General features: G+C 70.7%; 20 protein-coding genes. 17 read left to right on the forward strand and 3 right to left on the reverse strand.

The window, feature by feature from the left end; translation table 11 throughout:
* The first annotated feature begins 57 nt into the window (after nt 1-57).
* Complete coding sequence (locus ACZ601_RS22005) at nt 58-1,440, forward strand: replication-associated recombination protein A (RefSeq protein ID WP_440575161.1); 1,383 nt, start codon at nt 58-60, stop codon at nt 1,438-1,440.
* A gap of 24 nt (nt 1,441-1,464) precedes the next feature.
* On the opposite strand, the gene ACZ601_RS22010 is transcribed toward ACZ601_RS22005, so the two are convergent.
* The gene (locus tag ACZ601_RS22010) at nt 1,465-2,166 is read right to left on the reverse strand and encodes a DUF2470 domain-containing protein (protein WP_440575160.1); all 702 of its coding nucleotides are present in this window, start codon (nt 2,164-2,166) and stop codon (nt 1,465-1,467) included.
* A 188-nt stretch (nt 2,167-2,354) separates the two neighbouring features.
* Between ACZ601_RS22010 and rpsD the strand changes: the two genes are divergently transcribed.
* On the forward strand, nt 2,355-2,969 hold the full coding sequence (gene rpsD / locus ACZ601_RS22015; RefSeq protein ID WP_311306772.1) for a 30S ribosomal protein S4: 615 nt from the start codon (nt 2,355-2,357) through the stop codon (nt 2,967-2,969).
* 18 nt (nt 2,970-2,987) lie between these two features.
* Here the strand turns inward: rpsD and ACZ601_RS22020 are convergent, their stop codons facing one another.
* Nucleotides 2,988-5,228 carry an ATP-binding protein gene (locus ACZ601_RS22020; RefSeq protein WP_469540430.1) on the reverse strand — a complete coding sequence of 747 codons (2,241 nt, stop codon included), beginning with the start codon at nt 5,226-5,228 and terminating at the stop codon, nt 2,988-2,990.
* A 266-nt stretch (nt 5,229-5,494) separates the two neighbouring features.
* On the opposite strand from ACZ601_RS22020, the gene ACZ601_RS22025 reads away from it, so the two are divergent.
* From ACZ601_RS22025 to nusB, 13 genes are all read left to right on the forward strand, one after another.
* On the forward strand, nt 5,495-5,935 hold the full coding sequence (locus ACZ601_RS22025) for a DUF948 domain-containing protein (RefSeq protein ID WP_073737538.1): 441 nt from the start codon (nt 5,495-5,497) through the stop codon (nt 5,933-5,935).
* A gap of 7 nt (nt 5,936-5,942) precedes the next feature.
* Nucleotides 5,943-6,296 (forward strand): DUF6167 family protein, encoded by a 354-nt coding sequence (locus tag ACZ601_RS22030; protein WP_469540433.1) that lies wholly within the window; start codon nt 5,943-5,945, stop codon nt 6,294-6,296.
* Nucleotides 6,296-8,965 (forward strand): alanine--tRNA ligase, encoded by a 2,670-nt coding sequence (alaS, locus tag ACZ601_RS22035; RefSeq protein ID WP_469540436.1) that lies wholly within the window; start codon nt 6,296-6,298, stop codon nt 8,963-8,965. Before ACZ601_RS22030 ends, alaS begins: the two co-directional genes overlap by 1 nt.
* 8 nt (nt 8,966-8,973) lie before the next feature.
* On the forward strand, nt 8,974-9,447 hold the full coding sequence (gene ruvX, locus ACZ601_RS22040) for a Holliday junction resolvase RuvX (RefSeq protein ID WP_469540670.1): 474 nt from the start codon (nt 8,974-8,976) through the stop codon (nt 9,445-9,447).
* A 95-nt stretch (nt 9,448-9,542) separates the two neighbouring features.
* Nucleotides 9,543-11,390, forward strand: coding sequence for an endolytic transglycosylase MltG (gene mltG / locus ACZ601_RS22045; protein ID WP_469540438.1), 1,848 nt, complete (start codon nt 9,543-9,545; stop codon nt 11,388-11,390).
* Nucleotides 11,377-12,213: a shikimate dehydrogenase gene (locus tag ACZ601_RS22050; RefSeq protein ID WP_469540440.1), complete on the forward strand. Its 837-nt coding sequence runs from the start codon at nt 11,377-11,379 to the stop codon at nt 12,211-12,213. The genes mltG and ACZ601_RS22050 overlap by 14 nt, the downstream gene beginning before the upstream one ends.
* A gap of 156 nt (nt 12,214-12,369) precedes the next feature.
* Nucleotides 12,370-13,554 (forward strand): chorismate synthase, encoded by a 1,185-nt coding sequence (gene aroC / locus ACZ601_RS22055; protein ID WP_469540442.1) that lies wholly within the window; start codon nt 12,370-12,372, stop codon nt 13,552-13,554.
* Nucleotides 13,551-15,185 (forward strand): 3-dehydroquinate synthase, encoded by a 1,635-nt coding sequence (gene aroB / locus ACZ601_RS22060; protein ID WP_440575153.1) that lies wholly within the window; start codon nt 13,551-13,553, stop codon nt 15,183-15,185. Before aroC ends, aroB begins: the two co-directional genes overlap by 4 nt.
* A complete protein-coding gene (gene aroQ, locus ACZ601_RS22065) occupies nt 15,182-15,622 on the forward strand; it encodes a type II 3-dehydroquinate dehydratase (protein WP_024491791.1) in 441 nt (146 codons plus the stop codon). Before aroB ends, aroQ begins: the two co-directional genes overlap by 4 nt.
* 147 nt (nt 15,623-15,769) lie before the next feature.
* Nucleotides 15,770-16,678 carry a Pro-rich N-terminal domain-containing protein gene (locus ACZ601_RS22070; protein ID WP_469540446.1) on the forward strand — a complete coding sequence of 303 codons (909 nt, stop codon included), beginning with the start codon at nt 15,770-15,772 and terminating at the stop codon, nt 16,676-16,678.
* A gap of 77 nt (nt 16,679-16,755) precedes the next feature.
* Nucleotides 16,756-17,862: an aminopeptidase P family protein gene (locus tag ACZ601_RS22075; protein ID WP_469540449.1), complete on the forward strand. Its 1,107-nt coding sequence runs from the start codon at nt 16,756-16,758 to the stop codon at nt 17,860-17,862.
* A 50-nt stretch (nt 17,863-17,912) separates the two neighbouring features.
* On the forward strand, nt 17,913-18,479 hold the full coding sequence (efp, locus tag ACZ601_RS22080; RefSeq protein ID WP_024490947.1) for an elongation factor P: 567 nt from the start codon (nt 17,913-17,915) through the stop codon (nt 18,477-18,479).
* A 2-nt stretch (nt 18,480-18,481) separates the two neighbouring features.
* Entirely contained in the window at nt 18,482-18,913 is a 432-nt protein-coding gene (nusB, locus tag ACZ601_RS22085) for a transcription antitermination factor NusB (protein ID WP_024490948.1), read from the forward strand.
* Nucleotides 18,914-19,083: 170 nt separating this feature from the next.
* Here nusB and bldD read toward each other — a convergent pair whose 3' ends face one another.
* Complete coding sequence (gene bldD / locus ACZ601_RS22090; protein WP_014157378.1) at nt 19,084-19,584, reverse strand: transcriptional regulator BldD; 501 nt, start codon at nt 19,582-19,584, stop codon at nt 19,084-19,086.
* Nucleotides 19,585-19,805: 221 nt separating this feature from the next.
* Here bldD and pyrR point away from each other — a divergent pair, with 221 nt between their 5' ends.
* On the forward strand, nt 19,806-20,390 hold the full coding sequence (gene pyrR / locus ACZ601_RS22095; protein WP_073737550.1) for a bifunctional pyr operon transcriptional regulator/uracil phosphoribosyltransferase PyrR: 585 nt from the start codon (nt 19,806-19,808) through the stop codon (nt 20,388-20,390).
* Nucleotides 20,391-20,479: 89 nt separating this feature from the next.
* On the forward strand, nt 20,480-21,475 hold the full coding sequence (locus ACZ601_RS22100) for an aspartate carbamoyltransferase catalytic subunit (RefSeq protein ID WP_440575619.1): 996 nt from the start codon (nt 20,480-20,482) through the stop codon (nt 21,473-21,475).
* Nucleotide 21,476 lies beyond the last annotated feature (1 nt).

A 21,476-nucleotide genomic window follows, 5' to 3' on the forward strand; every position in this document is an offset into this window, starting at 1 on the left:
GCGGCTCCGGGCCGGGGTCCGGCAGGGTTGTCAGTGCGGTGACATAGGCTTTCGAATGTGGAGCCCGACCTCTTTACCGCAGCAGCCGAAGACCGCCAGGAGAAGGACCCGTCCAGCAGCCCCCTCGCTGTCCGGATGCGTCCGCGCACCCTCGACGAGGTCGTCGGCCAGCAGCATCTGCTCAAACCGGGCTCACCGCTGCGCCGCCTCGTCGGAGAGGGGAGCGGGGGACCGGCCGGCCCCTCGTCTGTGATCCTCTGGGGCCCGCCCGGCATCGGCAAGACGACCCTGGCGTACGTGGTCAGCAAGGCCACCAACAAGCGCTTCGTCGAGCTCTCCGCGATCACCGCGGGCGTCAAGGAAGTGCGGGCGGTCATCGAGGGCGCCCGGCGCGCCACCGGTGGCTACGGCAAGGAGACCGTCCTCTTCCTGGACGAGATCCACCGCTTCTCCAAGGCGCAGCAGGACTCACTGCTCCCGGCGGTCGAGAACCGCTGGGTGACGCTGATCGCGGCCACCACCGAGAATCCCTACTTCTCGATCATCTCGCCGCTGCTCTCGCGCTCCCTGCTGCTGACCCTGGAATCGCTGACCGACGACGACCTGCGCGACCTGCTGCACCGCGCCCTGGCCGACGAGCGCGGACTCGGCGGCGCGGTGACGCTGCCGCAGGACGCGCAGGAGCACCTGCTGCGCATCGCGGGCGGTGACGCACGCCGGGCGCTGACGGCGCTGGAGGCGGCGGCCGGCGCGGCGCTGTCCAAGGGGGAGCCGGAGATCACCCTGCTGACCCTGGAGGAGACGGTCGACCGCGCCGCGGTGAAGTACGACCGGGACGGCGACCAGCACTACGACGTGGCGAGCGCCCTGATCAAGTCGATCCGAGGCTCGGACGTCGATGCCGCGCTGCACTATCTGGCCCGGATGATCGAGGCGGGGGAGGACCCCCGGTTCATCGCCCGGCGGCTGATGATCTCGGCCAGCGAGGACATCGGTCTCGCGGACCCCACGGCGCTGCCCACCGCGGTCGCCGCGGCCCAGGCCGTCGCGATGATCGGCTTTCCCGAGGCGGCGCTCACCCTCAGCCACGCCACCATCGCCCTGGCGCTCGCCCCCAAGTCCAACGCGGCGACGCTGGCGATCTCAGCCGCCCAGGACGACGTGCGCAAGGGCCTGGCAGGTCCCGTCCCGGCACATCTGCGCGACGGCCACTACAAGGGGGCCGCCAAGCTGGGGCACGCGCAGGGCTATGTCTATCCGCATGACGTCCCCGGCGGAATCGCCGCCCAGCAGTACGCACCGGACGCCGTGCGCGACAAGCGCTACTACCAGCCCACCCGGTACGGCGCGGAGGCGCGTTACGCGGACGTGGCGGACCGGGTCCGCGAGCGGCTCGGCCGTACCGGCGGCGACGGCGAAGCGGGCCCGTCCGGGACATAGCCCGGGGCCGGGGGCCTGGGCCCCTCAGTGCGCCGCCGCCTCGAAGAGGGTGTGCATGGCGTGCCGCAGCTCGTTCACATCACGCACCGGTTCGGGGAACTCGAAGCGTGCGTCGAAGCACCTGCCGTCCCGCTCGCACACCCGCACCCGCAGCCCCAGCCGGTCGAGCGCGAGCGGTACGACGGCCGGGCGGTGCGCGGAGCAGCCGGCCGTGGCCCGCTCGCCGAGCAGCCCGGACAGCGCGCCCAGCTGATCGCCGTGCGCCGCGTGCAGATGCTGCAGCAGCTCCGCCTCGTGGATGACGAGCGGGTCGGCGGACGCGTCGCGGAACTCCTCCGGCTCGACGCTCTGCGCGCCCCAGAGGTCGTCGACGTACGCCTCACCCGTCTCCAGCCGCAGGAGCATCCGGCCGGGTCCCGCCATGCCCGGTACGGTGGTGAGCCAGCCGAAGACCCGGGCCCGGCCGCGGATGCGGTGCGGTACGGAGACCGGGGCCACGTCGGTGATCTCCAGCACAGCTGTCAGCTCGTCGTCCTGGGCGTGCGTCGCGGCCCGTACCGCCGGGGACTGCGCGGGGAATTCGAGGAAGAGATCCCCGTCCGGACCCACGCTGCGGGACAGCGGCATCAGCTGGTCCGAGCCCGCGGAGTCGAGGCCGGGGATGAGCAGTACCGAGGAGCAGGTACTCTGTACGAGAGTTCGTGTGCGCTCGGCTGCTGACGGCATCCGAGTGTTTTCAAGCCCGCTGGGACGCGGCTGACCACGATCAGATCGGCCTTCCGTCGTAGCAGCACCTTCAGGTGTGCTGCCGCTGTCTGTGCTGTCCGTGACGTGTGTGGTGTTCCCAGGGCGAGACATGCGATCTCCTTGAGTAAGGTGAGCCTAACCTAACCTACAACGGAGGTCTGGAGAACGTGCCTAATCAGTCGCGTCCCAAGGTCAAGAAGAGCCGCGCGCTCGGCATTGCGCTGACGCCGAAGGCCGTCAAGTACTTCGAGGCCCGCCCCTACCCGCCGGGCGAGCACGGCCGCGGCCGCAAGCAGAACTCGGACTACAAGGTCCGTCTGCTGGAGAAGCAGCGTCTGCGTGCCCAGTACGACATCAGCGAGCGCCAGATGGCCCGCGCCTACGACCGCGCCAAGAAGGCCGAAGGCAAGACGGGCGAGGCTCTCGTCGTCGAGCTTGAGCGCCGTCTCGACGCGCTGGTCCTGCGTTCCGGTATCGCCAAGACGATCTACCAGGCGCGCCAGATGGTCGTGCACGGTCACATCGAGGTCGACGGCCAGAAGGTCGACAAGCCGTCCTTCCGTGTCCGTCCCGACAACATCGTGATGGTCCGCGAGCGCAGCCGCGACAAGCACCCCTTCCAGGTTGCCCGCGAGGGTGGTTACGACACCGACGGTGAGACCCCGCGCTACCTGCAGGTGAACCTGAAGGCCCTGGCCTTCCGCCTTGACCGGGACCCGAACCGCAAGGAAATCCCCGTGATCTGCGACGAGCAGCTCGTCGTCGAGTACTACGCCCGCTGATCCAGGCGTAGTCGCTCTTCACCAGCGCTCAGGCCCGCCCCTTCCCGAAGCCGGGGAGGCGGCGGGCTTTCGCGTCTTCCCGGTCTCGGGGAGCGGCCCCGGCGCCTCCGGTGCGCCGGTCTCCGCGCCGTCCTGCCGCTTCCCGGGGCGCCCGGCCAGTGCCCTGGCCACCACCGCGTCGGTGCCCAGCACCGCGCCGGCCCGTCGCTGCGAGGCGTACCGCTCCTCGCCCAGCTCCTGGCGGGCCAGCTTCTCGCACCGGGCCCTGGGCGCCCCGTAGTGCTCGGAGCCGAACAGCGGCAGCCCCACCGACGGCCAGATCTGTTCGGCGGCCCCCTGCAACAGCGCCGCCTCGTCCGCGTCGCCCTCGACCACCGTGACCAGCGCCAGCAGTTCCAGTGAGAGCACGGTGCCGAGCAGGTCGTGGAAGGCGTGGCTGATGGACAGCGACTCCCCGAGGAGCTCCCTGGTCCGTGCCGGACGGCCCCGCTCCAGGGCGGCGAAGGCCAGGACGAACAGCGCGTAGCTGAGGGCCCACCGCTCCCCGTGGTCCTCGCAGATCTCCCGGACCTCCTCGCAGATCGTGACCGCGCGGTCCAGCTCGCCCCGGAACCCGACCGACATCGCCAGTTCGACCTGGGCCATCAGCACATTGCTGTTCAGCTCCCCGAGCTCCCGGTAGCGGCCGAGTGCCTCGTGCAGCAGTTCCTGCGCCCGCGCCGTGTCGTCCGTGACGAGGGCCAGGCAGCCGGTGCGGTGCAGCGCGTACGCGGAGGCCGTGGCGTCGCCGGCCAGCTCCGCCTCCTCCCGGCACTCGGTCAGCGCCGAGATCGCCCCCACCGGGTCCCCCTGCAGGACCGCGACATAGCCGAGCACCCACAGCGCCTTCAACCGGGAGGAGTCGTACGGGGTCTCCTCCTCCAGCACGTGGTCCAGCCAGTGCCTTCCCTCGGAGAGCCGCCCGCAGCCGACCCACAGGAACCAGAGCGTGCCCGCCAGGTACTGGGCGAGATGCGCCTCCTCCGGGCACTCCAGTGAACACTCCATGGCCCGCCGCAGATTGGGCAGTTCGCTCTCCACCCGGGCCGCCACCTCGCTCTGCCTCGGGCTGAACCAGTCCAGCTCGCACCAGGTCGCCAGCCCCAGGAACCAGTCGCGGTGACGCCGCCGCAGCCGCTCCGTCTCCCCGGTGGCCGCCAGCCACTCGGCGCCGTACTCGCGCACCGTGTCGAGCATCCGGTAGCGGGTCCCGGCCGCCGAGTCCTCCCGCAGCACGATGGACTGCGCGAGCAGCCCGGAGAGCACGTCGAGCACCGAGTCGGCCGGCAGCTCGGAGCCGCTGCAGATGTACTCGACCGCCTCCAGGTCGAACTGCCCGGCGAAGACCGAGAGCCGTGACCACAGCAGCCGCTGTTCCGGGGCGCAGAGTTCATGGCTCCAGCCGATGGCCGTACGGAGCGTCTGATGCCGGGCCAGTGCGCTGCGGCTGCCTCCGGTCAGCAGCCGGAAGCGGTCGTCGAGGCGTTCCAGCACCTGCTCGGCCGAGAGCGCCCGCAGCCGTCCGGCCGCCAGCTCCAGCGCGAGCGGAATCCCGTCCAGCCGCCGGCAGAGCTCCTGGACAGCGCCCCGGGTGTCCTCGGTCAGCCGGAACTCCGGCTGCACCGCGGTGGCCCGCTCCGTGAAGAGCCGGAGCGCGTCCCGGTCGGTCATGGTCGCGAGCGGGTAGGTGGTCTCGCCGTCGAGTTCCAGCGGCAGCCGGCCGGCCGCCAGCACCCGCAGCCGGGGGGCCCGGCGCAGCAGGTCCCGTACCAACTCCGCACAGGCGTCCACGAGATGTTCGAATCCGTCGATCACCAGCAGGAGCCGGCGCCCGGCGCAGTGTTCGAGGAGCGTGGTGCGCGGCGGCCTGTTGGTGTGGTCGGTCAGGCCCAGCGCGTCGACGAGTGCGTGTTCCAGCAGTTCCGGATCGTGCACGTCCGACAGCTCCAGCAGCCAGACCCCGTCGCAGTACCGTTTCTCCAGGAGGGCCGCGGCCCTGGTGACCAGGCGGGTCTTGCCCACCCCGCCCACTCCCACGACGGTGACCAGCCGGGACTCCTCCAGGAGTCCGGCGAGTTCGGTCAGCTCGTCATCACGTCCCACGAACCTGTTCAGTTCCGCCGGGAGATTGCCAGGAAGGCCGTGTGCGGGCCCGCCGCGGGCGGTGGGCGGTGTACCTGGACCGTCGGGGGAGGGGGAGGGGCGCTGAGAGCGTCGCATGAAACACGCAGAGTACTGGCCCGAAAGCGCTCCGTACAATCTCGTTGCGGGAACTCCCGTCGTGCCAGGCGGTAATGCGGTACAGGGCGCGAGCCCCGGCGCGATAGGCTCGGAGGCGGTGACCGGCCACTAAGCGGGCCGTCGCCGAACGAGCAGAGAGCAAGACCGAACAAGGCTGAACAACGCAGTCCAGCGCGGGACCGCGCTGGACAACGCAGAGACAGACGACAAGCCAGAGAGAGCGGTGCACTGTGTCCGGTGGTGAGGTGGCCGGGATCCTGGTGGCCGTCTTCTGGGCGATCCTGGTTTCGTTCCTCGCCGTCGTGCTGGTGAGGCTCGCGCAGACGCTCAGGGCGACCACCAGACTCGTGGCGGACGTGACCGAACAGGCCGTCCCGCTGCTCGCTGACGCCTCCGCGACCGTACGTTCCGCGCAGACCCAGCTCGACAAGGTCGACGCGATCGCGACGGACGTCCAGGAGGTCACCTCCAACGCCTCGGCGCTCTCCACCACCGTCGCTTCCACGTTCGGCGGCCCGCTGGTCAAGGTCGCCGCGTTCGGCTACGGGGTCCGGCAGGCCATCGGCCGCAAGACCGCCCCCGAACCGGAAGCGCGTTCCCGGCGATCGGTGATCGTCGGCCGGACCGTGCCGTCCGCGCGTGGCAGGAAGCGCAACGGCAGAAACTCCCGCGGATCGAAGGACTGACGCAGCGATGTTCCGCCGTACGTTCTGGTTCACCGCCGGCGCAGCCGCCGGGGTCTGGGCCACCGCCAAGGTCAACCGCAAGATCAAGCAGCTGACCCCCGAGAGCCTCGCGGCGCAGGCCGCCGACAAGGCGGTCGTGGCCGGTCACAGGCTCAAGGACTTCGCGCTGGACGTCCGCGAGGGCATGGTCAGGCGCGAGGCCGAGCTGGGCGAGGCGCTGGGGCTCGAAGCCCCGGTCGACCCAGACCTCCCGGTACAGCCCCACTTCGCCGTCGAGGCGGCGCCGCCCGCCGGGCGCGGGGCACGCGCCCGCAACCGCAAGCTCCCCTACAACCCGTACAACCGGAATGAGGACCACTGATGGAGTCGGCTGAAATTCGCCGCCGCTGGCTGAGCTTCTACGAGGAGCGCGGTCACACCGTCGTCCCTTCGGCGTCGCTCATCGCGGACGACCCGACTCTGCTGCTGGTCCCGGCGGGCATGGTGCCCTTCAAGCCGTACTTCCTCGGTGAGGTCAAGCCGCCCGCCCCGCGCGTCACCAGCGTGCAGAAGTGCGTCCGTACGCCGGACATCGAAGAGGTCGGCAAGACCACCCGGCACGGCACCTTCTTCCAGATGTGCGGGAACTTCTCCTTCGGCGACTACTTCAAGGAAGGCGCCATCGAGTACGCCTGGGAGCTGCTCACCGGCTCCGTGGCGGACGGCGGCTTCGGCCTCGACCCCGAGCGTCTGTGGATCACGGTCTACCTGGACGACGACGAGGCCGAGCAGATCTGGCGCGACAAGATCGGTGTGCCCGCCGAGCGCATCCAGCGCCTGGGCAAGAAGGACAACTTCTGGTCCATGGGCGTCCCCGGACCCTGCGGCCCCTGCTCCGAGATCAACTACGACCGCGGCCCCGAGTTCGGCGTCGAGGGCGGCCCGGCCGTCAACGACGAGCGGTACGTGGAGATCTGGAACCTGGTCTTCATGCAGTACGAGCGCGGCGCCGGTGACGGCAAGGAGGACTTCCCGATCCTCGGGGACCTGCCTTCCAAGAACATCGACACCGGTCTCGGCCTGGAACGCCTCGCGATGATCCTGCAGGGCGTGCAGAACATGTACGAGACCGACACCCTGCGCGTCGTCATGGACAAGGCCACCGAGCTGACCGGGGTGCGCTACGGCGCCGCCGAGTCCACGGACGTCTCGCTGCGCGTGGTCGCCGACCACATCCGCACCTCCGTGATGCTCATCGGTGACGGTGTCACCCCCGGCAACGAGGGCCGCGGCTACGTGCTGCGCCGCATCATGCGCCGCGCCATCCGCATGATGCGGCTGATGGGCTCCACCGGGTCCGTCGTCAACGACCTGGTCGGCGTCGTGATCGAGACGATGGGGCTCCAGTACCCCGAGCTGATCACCGACCGCAAGCGCATCGAGACCGTCGCCCTCGCGGAGGAAGCCGCCTTCCTCAAGGCCCTCAAGGGCGGCACCAACATCCTTGAGACCGCCGTCACCGAGACCAAGGCCGCCGGCGGCCGGGTCATCGCCGGGGACAAGGCGTTCCTGCTCCACGACACCTGGGGCTTCCCGATCGACCTCACCCTGGAGATGGCCGCGGAGCAGGGCCTGTCCGTGGACGAGGACGGGTTCCGCCGCCTGATGCAGGAGCAGCGGGACAAGGCCAAGGCCGATGCCCGCGCCAAGAAGACCGGGCACGCCGACCTGTCCGCCTACCGCGAGGTCGCGGACAACTCCGGCGCCACCGAGTTCACCGGCTACACCATGACCGAGGGCGAGTCGACGATCGTCGGCCTCCTCGTCGACGGCGTCCCCTCGCCCGCCGCTCTGGAGGGCGACGAGGTAGAGGTCGTCCTGGACCGCACCCCGTTCTACGCCGAGGGCGGCGGCCAGCTCGCCGACACCGGGCGGATCCGGCTCGACACCGGCGCGGTGATCGAGGTCCGCGACGTCCAGAAGCCGGTCCCCGGCGTCCACGTCCACAAGGGCGTCGTCCAGGTCGGTGAGGTCACGGTCGGTGCCGCCGCCCTCGCCTCCATCGACAACACCCGCCGCCGGGCCATCGCCCGCGCCCACAGCGCCACCCACCTCACGCACCAGGCGCTGCGCGACGCGCTGGGCCCGACGGCCGCCCAGGCCGGTTCCGAGAACTCCCCGGGCCGGTTCCGCTTCGACTTCGGCTCGCCCGCCGCCGTACCCGGCACGGTCCTCACCGACGTCGAGCAGAAGATCAACACCGTGCTCTCCCGCGAGCTCGACGTCCAGGCCGAGGTCATGTCCATCGACGAGGCCAAGAAGCAGGGCGCCATCGCGGAGTTCGGTGAGAAGTACGGCGAGCGGGTCCGGGTCGTCACCATCGGGGACTTCTCCAAGGAGCTGTGCGGCGGCACGCACGTCCACAACACCGCCCAGCTCGGTCTGGTCAAGCTGCTCGGGGAGTCGTCCATCGGCTCCGGCGTGCGCCGCATCGAGGCTCTCGTCGGCGTCGACGCGTACAACTTCCTCGCCAGGGAGCACACGGTCGTCGCCCAGCTCCAGGAGCTCGTCAAGGGCCGTTCCGAGGAGCTTCCGGAGAAGATCGCCGGGATGCTCGGCAAGCTGAAGGACGCCGAGAAGGAGATCGAGAAGTTCCGCGCGGAGAAGGTCCTGGCGGCCGCCGCCGGTCTGGTCGACTCCGCCCAGGACGTCCGGGGCGTCGCCCTGGTCACCGGCCAGGTCCCGGACGGCACCTCCGCCGACGACCTGCGCAAGCTCGTCCTCGACGTGCGCGGGCGCATCCAGGGCGGCCGGCCGGCCGTCGTGGCCCTGTTCACCACGGCCAACGGCCGCCCGCTGACCGTCATCGCCACCAACGAGGCCGCGCGCGAGCGTGGCCTCAAGGCCGGTGACCTGGTCCGCACCGCCGCCAAGACGCTCGGCGGCGGAGGCGGCGGCAAGCCGGACGTCGCCCAGGGCGGCGGTACGAACCCGGACGCCATCGGTGACGCCGTCGCCGCTGTCGAACGCCTCGTCACCGAGACGGCGTGACGCCGGACATGACGCCGATGCGCCGCGGTCGCCGGCTGGCGATCGACGTCGGGGACGCCCGGATCGGGGTCGCCTCGTGCGACCCCGACGGGATCCTCGCCACGCCGGTGGAGACCGTGCCGGGACGCGATGTCCCGGCCGCCCACCGGCGGCTCGGCCAGATCGTCGCGGAGTACGAGCCGATCGAGGTCATCGTCGGCCTGCCCCGTTCCCTCGGCGGGGGAGAGGGGCCGGCCGCGGTCAAGGTCCGCGCATTCGCGGATGTGTTCGCCCGCGCGGTCGCACCCATTCCGGTGCGATTGCTGGACGAGAGGATGACCACAGTGACGGCGAGTCAGGGCCTGCGCGCATCGGGCGTGAAGTCCAAAAAGGGCCGTTCCGTCATTGATCAGGCTGCCGCTGTGGTGATCCTTCAGAACGCTCTGGAGTCCGAACGGGCTTCGGGTAATCCTCCCGGCGAGGGCGTCGAAGTGGTTGTCTGATCGCGATACGGTAACGTTCCGCGCGATGCGGCGGTGTTCGAACAAACACCGCACAGCAAAGAGACGGAACCTCGTCTCGCGGCTCAAGGGGATCGATGACTGAGTATGGCCGGGGCCCCGGCTCCGAACCGTGGCATCCCGAGGACCCCTTGTACGGGGACCAGGGATGGGGAGGCCAGCAGCCTGCCCACGGCCAGGGCCAGTACGGCGGCCAGCAGCAGCCCTACCCGCAGGACCCGTACGCGCAGCAGCAACAGCAGTCGCAGGACCCGTACACGCAGCAGCAACAGCAGTCGCAGGACCCGTACGCGCAACAACAGCCGCAGGATCCTTACGCGCAGCAGCAACAACAGCAGCAACAGCACGACCCGTACGCCCAGCCGCAGCAGCAGCACGACCCGTACGCGCAGCAGCCGCACCACCAGCAGGACCCGTACGCGCAGCAGCAGTACCAGCAGCAGCCCCAGTACGGCGCCCAGCAGGATCCGTACGCCCAGCAGCCTCCTTATAACGGTGGCTGGGACACCGGTCAGCAGTCTGCCGCGATGCCGTACGAGGGCGGGCCCGCCGCCGGGTACGGCTACGGCGAGACGAACGACTACTACGGCACCCCCGAGGCCTACCCGCCGCCGCAGCCCCCCGGCCGCCGCCAGTCGGCGCCCGAGCAAGTAGCCGAACAAGCACCCGAACAGGCGCCTGCGCAGAACCCCGACTGGGATCCCGAGGTCCAGCCGGAGGAGACCCACCCCTTCTTCACGGGTGTGGACGGCGGCGATGCCAAGGACGACGACTACGACGACGATGATGACCCCCGCGACTCCCGCCGTGGAGGCGGGGACGAGCGCCGGGGCAAGGGCAAGAAGAAGAAGGGCCGCAGCGGCTGCGCCTGCCTGGTCATCTCTCTTGTCCTCGTCGGCGGCGTAGGCGGGGTGGGCTACTTCGGCTACTCGTACTACCAGGACAAGTTCGGTCCGGCGGAGGACTACGCGGGCAGCGGCTCCGGGACCGTCGAGATCGAGATCCCCAAGGGCTCGTACGGGTACGACATCGCCAACATCCTGAAGAAGCAGGGTGTGGTCAAGAGTGTCGACGCCTTCGTCTCCGCGCAGAGCGAGAACCCCAAGGGGAAGTCGATCCAGGCCGGCGTCTATCTGCTGCACGAGAAGATGGCCGCGGCCGAGGCCGTGAAGATGATGCTCGACCCGAAGAGCCAGAACCTGCTGGTGATTCCCGAGGGTTCCCGCAACGCCGCCGTCTACGCGATGATCGACAAGAAGCTGAGCCTCAAGGAGGGCACGACCAAGGGCATCGCCAAGTCCAGGAAGTCCGATCTGGGCCTGCCCGGCTGGGCGAGCAAGAACAAGGACATCAAGGACCCGCTGGAAGGCTTCCTCTACCCGGCCGCATATCCGGTCACGAAGGAGACCAAGCCGGAGGCGATCCTCGAAAAGATGGTCTCGCGGTCCAACGACGAGTACAAGAAGCTCGACCTCGAAGGAACCGCCAAGAAGTACAAGCTGGACGGCCCGTGGCAGGTGCTCACCGTAGCCAGCCTGGTCCAGGCGGAAGGTCTCACGCACGATGACTTCCGCAAGATGGCCGAAGTCGTCTACAACCGACTGAAGCCCGATAACACGGTGACGAACCGCAAGCTCGAATTCGACTCGGCGTACAACTACCTCACGAATCAGAGCGAAATCAAGATCAGGTCGAAGGACATCCGGAACAATCCCGATCCCTACAACACCTATTTCCACGCCGGCCTTCCGCCGGGTCCCGTCAGCAACCCAGGGGACGAAGCCCTGCGGGCGACGCTCGCGCCCACCGGCGACGGCTGGATGTTCTTCATCTCGCTCGACGGCAAGAAGACCCAGTTCACCAAGACGGCCGCAGAGCACGAGAAGCTCAACCAGAAGTTCAAGGAACTGCATGGTCTCGACTGACGGGCATCACCGCGCGGCCGTTCTCGGTTCGCCCATCGCCCACTCGCTCTCCCCGGTCCTGCACCGGGCCGCGTACGCCGCACTCGGGCTCGACGACTGGTCCTACGACCGGTACGAGATCGACGAGGCCGCGCTGCCCGGCTTCATCGAGGGGCTGGACGGAAGTTGGGCCGGGCTCTCGCTGACGATGCCGCTCAAGCGGGCGGTCATCCCGTTGCTGGACGAGATCAGCGGGACCGCCGCCTCGGTCGAGGCCGTCAACACCGTCGTCCTCACCGAGGACGGCCGGCGGGCCGGCGACAACACCGACATCCCCGGAATGATCGCCGCCCTGCGCGAGCGGGGCGTCGAGAAGACGGAGTCCGCGGCCGTCCTCGGCGCCGGAGCCACCGCCTCCTCCGCCCTCGCCGCGCTCTCCGAGATCTGCGCGGGACCGGTCACGGCCTACGTCCGCAGCCGGGAACGCGGTGACGAGATGCGCGGCTGGGGCGAACGGCTCGGCGTCGACGTCCGCATCGCCGACTGGGCGGAGGCCGAGCAGGCACTGCGGGCTCCGCTGGTCATCGCGACCACCCCGGCCGGGGCCACGGACGCGCTGACGGGAGCGCTGCCCAAGGCTCCGGGCACCCTCTTCGACGTGCTGTACGAGCCCTGGCCCACCGGATTGGCGGCCGCCTGGGCGGCCCGCAACGGTGCAGTCATCGGAGGTCTTGATCTCCTGGTGCATCAGGCTGTCCTCCAGGTCGAGCAGATGACGGGCCGCGCCCCGGCGCCGCTGGCCGCCATGAGGCAGGCCGGCGAGCAGGCACTGGCCGCTCGCTGACCGCCCGCCGACCGCGTTCCTGGCCGCTTGATCCGTCCGTCTGCTGGACCGGCGGCGGGTCGGCCGTCCGGTCCGTGGGAGGATCGGGGGCGGCGGGCCAGGGCCGCGCACCCGGTCGCGCCGTTCGGATTTCAGGCGCGAGCATGAGGAGCACCGTTGAGCAGGTTGCGCTGGCTGACCGCGGGGGAGTCGCACGGCCCCGCACTGGTGGCGACGCTGGAGGGTCTTCCCGCCGGTGTCCCGGTCACCACGGAGATGGTGGCGGACGCGCTCGCCCGGCGACGGCTCGGATACGGCCGCGGCGCCCGGATGAAGTTCGAGCAGGACGAGGTCACCTTCCTGGGCGGGGTCCGGCACGGCCTGACCATGGGCTCGCCGGTCGCCGTGATGGTGGGCAACACCGAGTGGCCCAAGTGGGAGCAGGTCATGTCGGCCGACCCGGTCGACCCCGACGTGCTGGCCGCGCAGGCCCGTAACGCCCCGCTGACCCGCCCCCGGCCCGGCCACGCCGACCTCGCCGGCATGCAGAAGTACGGCTTCGACGAGGCCCGGCCGATCCTGGAGCGCGCCAGCGCCCGGGAGACCGCGGCGCGCGTTGCCCTCGGAGCGGTCGCCCGGTCGTACCTCAAGGAGACGGCCGGCATCGAGATCGTCAGCCATGTCGTCGAGCTGGCCGCCGCCAAGGCGCCGTACGGGGTCTACCCGACGCCGGCCGACGTCGGGAAGCTCGACGCCGACCCGGTGCGCTGCCTCGACGAGGACGCGAGCAAGCAGATGGTCGCGGAGATCGACCAGGCCCACAAGGACGGCGACACCCTCGGCGGTGTGGTCGAGGTGCTGGCGTACGGAGTGCCGGTCGGCCTCGGCTCGCACGTGCACTGGGACCGCCGGCTCGACGCCCGCCTCGCCGCCGCGCTCATGGGCATCCAGGCCATCAAGGGCGTCGAGGTCGGGGACGGCTTCGAGCTGGCCCGGGTGCCGGGCTCGCAGGCGCACGACGAGATCCTGGTGACCGAGGACGGCATCAAGCGCGCCTCCGGCCGCTCCGGCGGCACCGAGGGCGGTCTCACCACCGGCGAGCTGCTGCGCGTCCGCGCCGCGATGAAGCCCATCGCGACCGTCCCGCGCGCCCTGGCCACCGTGGACGTGGTGACCGGCGAGCCCGCCAAGGCCCACCACCAGCGCTCCGATGTCTGCGCGGTCCCGGCCGCCGGGATCGTCGCGGAGGCGATGGTCGCGCTGGTGCTCGCCGACGCGGTCGCGGAGAAGTTCGGCGGCGACAGCGTCGCCGAGACCCACCGCAACGTGCAGTCGTACCTCGACCACCTGCAGATCCGATGAGCGCCCCGCTGATCGTCCTGGTCGGCCCGATGGGAGTCGGCAAGTCCACCGTCGGTGAGCTGCTCGCCGGACGGCTCGGCACCACCTACCGGGACACCGACGCGGATGTCGTCGCCACGGCCGGGAAGCCGATCGCGGAGATCTTCTACGACGAGGGCGAGGAGCGGTTCCGCGAGCTGGAGCGCCGGGCCGTGCACGACGCGGTCGCGGAGCACACGGGTGTCCTCTCGCTCGGCGGCGGCGCCGTCCTCGACGAGGCGACCCGCGCCCTGCTGGCCGGCCACGCCGTCGTCTACCTCTCGATGGACGTCGACGAAGCGGTCAAGCGGGTCGGGCTGAACACCGCGCGCCCGCTGCTCGCCGTGAATCCGCGCCGGCAGTGGCGCGAGCTCATGGAGGCCCGCCGCCACCTCTACACGGACGTGGCCCGCGCGGTCGTCGCGACCGACGAGCGCACACCGCAAGAGGTCGCCCAGGCGGTCCTCGAAGCACTGGAACTGCCGGACGCGCCGTCGTCCGGCCGGGAGAACGCAACGATGACAGAGCAGGGCCCCACCCGGATCCAGATCGCCGGCAGCGCGGGCACCGACCCGTACGAGGTGGTGATCGGCCGGCAACTCCTGGGCGAGCTGCCCGCGTTCATCGGCGACCGCGTCAAGCGCGTAGCGGTCCTGCACCCCGAGGCGCTCGCGGAGACCGGCGAGGCCGTCCGCCAGGACCTCGCGGACCAGGGCTACGAGGCCATCGCGATCCAGCTGCCGAACGCGGAGGAGGCCAAGACCGTCGAGGTCGCGGCCTACTGCTGGAAGGCGCTCGGCCAGACCGGCTTCACCCGTACCGACGTCATCGTCGGCGTGGGCGGCGGCGCGACCACGGACGTCGCGGGCTTCGTCGCCGCGACCTGGCTGCGCGGAGTGCGCTGGATCGCGGTACCCACCACCGTGCTCGCCATGGTGGACGCGGCCGTCGGCGGCAAGACCGGCATCAACACCGCGGAGGGCAAGAACCTCGTAGGCGCCTTCCACCCGCCCGCCGGAGTGCTCTGCGACCTCGCCGCCCTGGACTCGCTGCCGGTCAACGACTACGTCAGCGGCATGGCCGAGATCATCAAGGCCGGCTTCATCGCGGACCCGGTCATCCTCGACCTCGTCGAGGCCGACCCGCAGGGCGCGCGGACACCGGCCGGACCGCACACCTCCGAGCTGATCGAACGTGCCATCCGGGTCAAGGCAGAGGTCGTCTCCAGCGACCTCAAGGAGTCCGGGCTGCGCGAGATCCTCAACTACGGGCACACCCTGGCGCACGCGATCGAGAAGAACGAGCGCTACAAGTGGCGGCACGGCGCGGCCGTCTCGGTCGGCATGGTCTTCGCCGCCGAACTGGGCCGGCTGGCCGGGCGGCTGGACGACGCGACCGCCGACCGGCACCGCGCCGTCCTGGAGTCCGTCGGGCTGCCGCTCACCTACCGCGGCGATCAGTGGCCCAAGCTGCTGGAGAACATGAAGGTCGACAAGAAGTCCCGCGGCGACCTGCTGCGCTTCATCGTCCTGGACGGCCTCGGCAAGCCGACCGTCCTGGAGGGCCCCGACCCGGCCGTGCTGCTCGCCGCCTACGGGGAGGTGTCGGCGTGACCCGACGGGTCCTCGTCCTCAACGGGCCCAACCTCGGCCGGCTGGGCTCCCGTGAGCCCGACGTCTACGGGGCCACCTCGTACGCCGGACTCGTCGAGGCCTGCCGCACGCTCGGCAAGGAGCTCGGCTTCGACGTCGACGTCCGGGAGACCAACGACGAGGGGGAGTTGATCCGCTGGCTCCACGAGGCCGCGGACGGTTCGATTCCGGTCGTTCTCAACCCGGGCGCCTTCACGCACTATTCGTACGGAATGCGGGACGCGGCCGCCCAGCGCACCGCCCCGCTGATCGAGGTGCACATCTCGAACCCGTACGCGCGCGAGGAATTCCGCCACAACTCCGTGGTCGCACCGGTCGCCACCGGGACCGTGGCGGGGTTCGGCATCGGCTCCTACCGGCTCGCGCTGCGGGCCCTCGCGGACGAACTGACGGACTGACGGACGTCGCACCGCACGGCCGACGTGGCCGACTCGGCCGTCGGGGCACTTCGTACGGTCCCCGGCCGTTCCCTGTGTGGCGGCCGGGGACTGTACGGTTGCCGTTCCACCAGCGCCAGTTGCCTGTACGAGACGGAGTGCCACCGGATGCAGCACGCAGTGGGGGCACCGCTGCCGCCGCCCCACGGACCCGGGACCGGGCCTGTCGGATGGTCGCAGCAGGCCCAGCACCCCGGACACCCCGGCCCGCCGGTCCCGCCGCCGGCCGGCCCCCCGGGCCCGCCCCCGTCGAGCCACCCCGCCCCCCCGCCACCGGCCGGCCGCCCCGCCGCGCCGCCGCAGGCCCCGCCCGCCCAGCAGGCGCAGGGCCAGGGCTGGAGCGGACCGGCACCGCACCAGGCGCCGGCGCCGGTCTCCCGGGAGAGCACCGGGCACATCCAGCTGCCGCCCGGCGGGCCCGTACCGCTGCCCGCGCCGCCCGCAGAGCCCGGGACCGGCACCGCGACCCTCGCCGTACTCCTGATCGGTCCCGCGGGCGCCGGAAAGACCACCGTGGCCAAGCTCTGGGCCAGCCGCCGCCGGGTCCCCACCGCCCACGTCAGCCTCGACGACGTCCGGGAGTGGGTCTGCTCGGGCTTCGCGGACCCGCAGGCGGGGTGGAACGACCAGTCGGAGGCCCAGTACCGGCTGGCGCGCCGCACCTGCGGCTTCGCCGCCCGTAACTTCCTGGCCAACGGCATCTCCTGCATCCTCGATGACGCGGTCTTCCCGGACCGCCCCGTGGTCGGCCTCGGCGGCTGGAAGCGCCACGTGGGCCCCGGGCTGCTGCCCGTCGTCCTGCTGCCGGGCCTGGAGGTCGTCCTGGAGCGCAACGCCGCCCGCAGCGGCAACCGCCGCCTCTCCGACGAGGAGGTCGCCCGCATCCACGGCCGGATGGCCGGCTGGTACGGCTCCGGGCTGCCGATCATCGACAACTCCACGTACGACGTGGAGACCACCGCCCGGGTCCTGGACGACATACTCGCCCGCTCCATAGCCAGCCCCCCGGCCTGGTAGCCGGGCCCGGCGGCCCACCGCCCCCGGTCGGGTGCGCTGACCGAGCGGGCCCGGGGCCGCGCTCGTACGCTCGATGCATGTCAGAGGTGTACGCCGTCCGACGCGGGCTGCTCCGCGACCGGTGCGCCGCCGTCGGATCCGCGGCCGCCCTGGTCTCCCGCCCCGCCAATGTCCGCTATCTGGCGGGGGGAGCGCCGCCGGGCGCCGTGCTGCTGCTCGGCCCCGACGAGGACGTTCTGCTCTGCCCCCGCCCGCCGACCGGTGACCCGGCCGACGGCCGTACCGACGAACAGCTCCGGGTGGACCTGCTGTCGGTCACCGGCGGCGATCCGGTGGTCGCCGCCGCCGGTCTGGCCACCTCCGCGGGCGCGGAGTCGCTGGCCGTCGAGGAACACGATCTGACCGTGGCCCGGCACCGGGCGATGGGCGCGGTCGCCCCGAAGCTCCGGCTGGCCGACCTCGGGGTCACCGTCGAGCAGCTGCGCATCGTCAAGGACGAGGAGGAGATCGGCTGCCTGCGGATCGCCGCCGAGATCACCGACCAGGCGCTCGGTGAACTCCTCGAATCGATCCTGGTCGGCCGCACCGAGCGGCACCTCGCGCTGGAACTGGAACGCCGGCTGGTGGACCACGGCGCCGACGGCCCCGCCTTCACCACGTCCGTCGCCACCGGCCCCAACTCCGGCCGGGGCCGTCACAGGCCCTCGGACCGAAGGGTGGAGGAAGGAGATTTCCTCTCCGTCTGCCTCGGCGCGAACTACCGAGGCTACCGGTGCGAGATCGGCCGCACCTTCGTCATCGGCACCGCTCCCGCCGACTGGCAGATCGAGCTCTACGACCTGGTTTTCGCCGCTCAGAGGGCTGGACGGGAGGCACTTGTGCCCGGCGCCGCCTACCGCGACGTGGACCGTGCGGCCCGCCACCTCCTGGACTCCGCAGGCCACGGAGAGGGCCTTGCGACCCGGACCGGGCACGGGGTCGGGCTCGAAATCGACGAGGACCCGCAACTGGCACCTGCGGCCATGGGTAAACTGGACGCTTGTGTGCCGGTCACCGTCGAACCGGGGGTCCACCTCCCGGGCCGGGGCGGGGTCCGGATCGATGACACGCTCGTCGTGCGCCCCGAGGCGGACGGCGGACCCGAGCTACTCACCATTACGACCAAGGAGCTGCTCGCGCTCTAGCGCGCATCCTCGGTCGTTCCACCAGCTTCAGTCCAGGAGATTCCGCAACCGTGGCTTCCACGAACGACCTCAAGAACGGCCTGGTGCTCAAGCTCGACGGAGGCCAGCTCTGGTCCGTCGTCGAGTTCCAGCACGTCAAGCCCGGCAAGGGCCCCGCCTTCGTGCGCACCAAGCTCAAGAACGTGCTCTCCGGCAAGGTCGTCGACAAGACGTTCAACGCCGGTGTGAAGGTCGAAACGGCCACCATTGACCGGCGCGACATGCAGTTCTCGTACATGGACGGCGAGTACTTCGTCTTCATGGACATGGACACGTACGACCAGCTGATGGTCGACCGCAAGTCCGTCGGCGACGCCGCCAACTTCCTGATCGAGGGCTTCACCGCCTCCGTCGCGCAGCACGAGGGCGAGGTGCTCTACGTCGAGCTGCCGGCCGCCGTCGAGCTCGTCATCCAGCACACGGACCCGGGTGTCCAGGGCGACCGCTCCACCGGCGGCACCAAGCCCGCCACGCTGGAGACCGGTTACGAGATCGGTGTCCCGCTCTTCATCACGACCGGCGAGAAGATCAAGGTCGACACCCGCTCGGGCGATTACCTCGGCCGGGTGAACAGCTAACCGTGGCTGCCCGGAACACGGCCCGCAAGCGCGCCTTCCAGATCCTCTTCGAGGCCGACCAGCGCGGTGAGTCCGTGCAGACGGTCCTCGCGGACTGGGTGCGGCACTCGCGGTCCGACACCCGTCAGCCGCCGGTCACCGAGTACACGATGGAGCTCGTCGAGGGGTACGCGCAATACGCGGACCGCATCGACGACCTCATCGTCACCTACGCCGTGGACTGGGAGATCGACCGGATGCCGGTCGTCGACCGGAACATCCTGCGGCTCGGTGCGTACGAGCTGATCTGGGTGGACGCGACACCGGACGCGGTGGTGATCGACGAGGCGGTCCAGATCGCCAAGGAGTTCTCCACCGACGACTCCCCGTCCTTCGTGAACGGCCTGCTGGCCCGCTTCAAGGACCTCAAGCCGAACCTCCGCCGGGAGCAGTAGCCTCCGGCGCCGCTCAGCCGACGAAGGGCCCACGGTCAGCAGACCGCGGGCCCTTCGTCGTGCCTCGGCCCGACTGCGGGGCGGACTGCCGGGAAAAACAGGAACGCCGGAGCGGCGGGGCGTCCGGGAAAGGGCCCCACCACTCCGGCGGCACGTTTCTGCTGGGGCGCTCAGCCCTCGTCGTGGGCGACGGCGCGGCGCGCGTCCGCGTCCAGCACACCCCAGCTGATCAGCTGTTCCGTGAGCACGGACGGGGACTGGTCGTAGATCACGGCGAGCGTGCGCAGGTCGTCCTGGCGGATCGAGAGCACCTTGCCGTTGTAGTCACCGCGCTGGCTCTGGATCGTTGCCGCGTAGCGCTGCAGCGGTCCGGCCTTCTCCGGCGGGACGTGGGCGAGGCGCTCCAGGTCCAGGACGAGCTTCGGCGGCGGCTCGGCAGCGCCGCCGGGCGTCGTACCGGGCAGGAGCTCCTGCACGGGGACACCGTAGAAGTCGGCCAGCTCGGCGAGGCGCTGCACGGTCACGGCACGGTCACCGCGCTCGTACGACCCCACGACGACGGCCTTCCAGCGGCCCTGGGACTTCTCCTCGACGCCATGGAGGGAGAGGCCCTGCTGGGTGCGGATGGCACGGAGCTTGGCCCCGAGCTGCTTTGCGTATTCGCTGGACATAAGGCTCCCGGGACGCTGGAACATTTCGCGGCTCCGCCGCGTGGCTGGTAACTCACTGTGAGGTTACGCAGCGTTACTTGGGTGCGTCAAGCTGAAAGGTTCGGGCCGGTACCTCCCGGGGGTGCGTCGAGGGCCCTGCACAAGCCCTGGTAACGTGGATGACGCAATTTCGACGTCCTTTAAGATCCGTCCAGTGAGGCGGAGAAGGAGGTCCGTTTCTTATGGACGCACAGCACGACGCCACCGGCAATGCGGCACGCCCCGTTCTTGAGGCTCCCGACATCGCCCGAGTACTGACCCGTATCGCCCACGAGATCGTCGAACGCGCCAAGGGCGCCGACGACGTGGTGCTCCTCGGCATCCCGACCCGGGGCGTCTACCTCGCCCGCCGGCTCGCCGACAAGCTCGAAGAGATCACCGGCCGGAAGATGCCGGTCGGCTCCCTCGACATCACCATGTACCGCGACGACCTGCGGATGCACCCGGCACGGGCGCTGGCCCGCACCGAGATCCCCGGCGAGGGCATCGAGGGCCGCCTGGTCGTCCTCGTCGACGACGTCCTCTTCTCCGGCCGTACGATCCGCGCCGCGCTCGACGCGCTCGGCGACATCGGCCGGCCCCGCGCGGTGCAGCTCGCGGTCCTCGTCGACCGCGGACACCGCGAACTCCCGATCCGCGCCGACTACGTCGGCAAGAACCTCCCCACGTCGCTGCGGGAGACGGTCAAGGTCCAGCTCGACGAGGAGGACGGCCGCGACGCCGTGCTGCTCGGTGCCGGGCGGACCGCCCCGTCGGGCGAGCGGTAACCGCACCTCGCGTACGGCTCACCTGTGCCGTACGGCGGTTTCCGCACGCCCGCACGCCTGAACCCTCCAGCCACCCGGAGAACACCCAGATGAAGCGTCACCTCATCTCGGCCGCCGACCTCACCCGCGACGACGCCGTCCTGATCCTCGACACCGCAGAGGAGATGGCCAGGGTCGCGGACCGGCCGATCAAGAAGCTCCCCACCCTGCGCGGCCGCACCGTCGTCAACCTCTTCTTCGAGGACTCGACGCGCACCCGCATCTCCTTCGAGGCGGCCGCCAAGCGGCTGTCCGCCGACGTCATCAACTTCTCCGCCAAGGGCTCGTCCGTCTCCAAGGGCGAGTCGCTCAAGGACACCGCCCTGACCCTGGAGGCGATGGGCGCCGACGCCGTCGTCATCCGGCACGGCGCCTCCGGTGCCCCCTATCGTCTGGCCACCTCCGGCTGGATCGACGGTGCGGTCGTCAACGCCGGAGACGGCACCCACGAGCACCCCACCCAGGCCCTGCTGGACGCCTTCACGATGCGCCGCCGGCTGGTCGGGGCGGACGCCGGACTCGGCGAGGACCTCACGGGCCGCCGGATCACGATCGTCGGCGACATCCTGCACAGCCGGGTCGCCCGCTCCAACGTCCACCTGCTGACCACCCTCGGCGCCCACGTCACCCTGGTGGCTCCGCCGACCCTGGTCCCGGTCGGCGTCGAGCAGTGGCCCTGCGACGTCAGCTACAGCCTCGACAAGGTGCTGCCGGAGTCGGACGCGGTGATGATGCTGCGTGTGCAGCGTGAGCGGATGAACGCCGCGTACTTCCCGACCGAGCGGGAGTACTCCCGCCGCTACGGCCTGGACGGCGAGCGGATGGCGAAGATGCCCGGCGACGCCATCGTCATGCACCCCGGCCCGATGGTCCGCGGCATGGAGATCACCGCAGAGGTCGCGGACTCCGACCGCTGCACGGTCGTCGAGCAGGTCGCCAACGGCGTCTCCATCCGGATGGCCGTGCTCTACCTGCTGCTGGGCGGCTCCGGACCCGCCGCCCCGTCCCACCCGTCGCCCGCCGCCCGTACCGAGGAGAACAACTAAC

It is taken from the genome of Streptomyces sp. NPDC104307 (assembly GCF_055584045.1).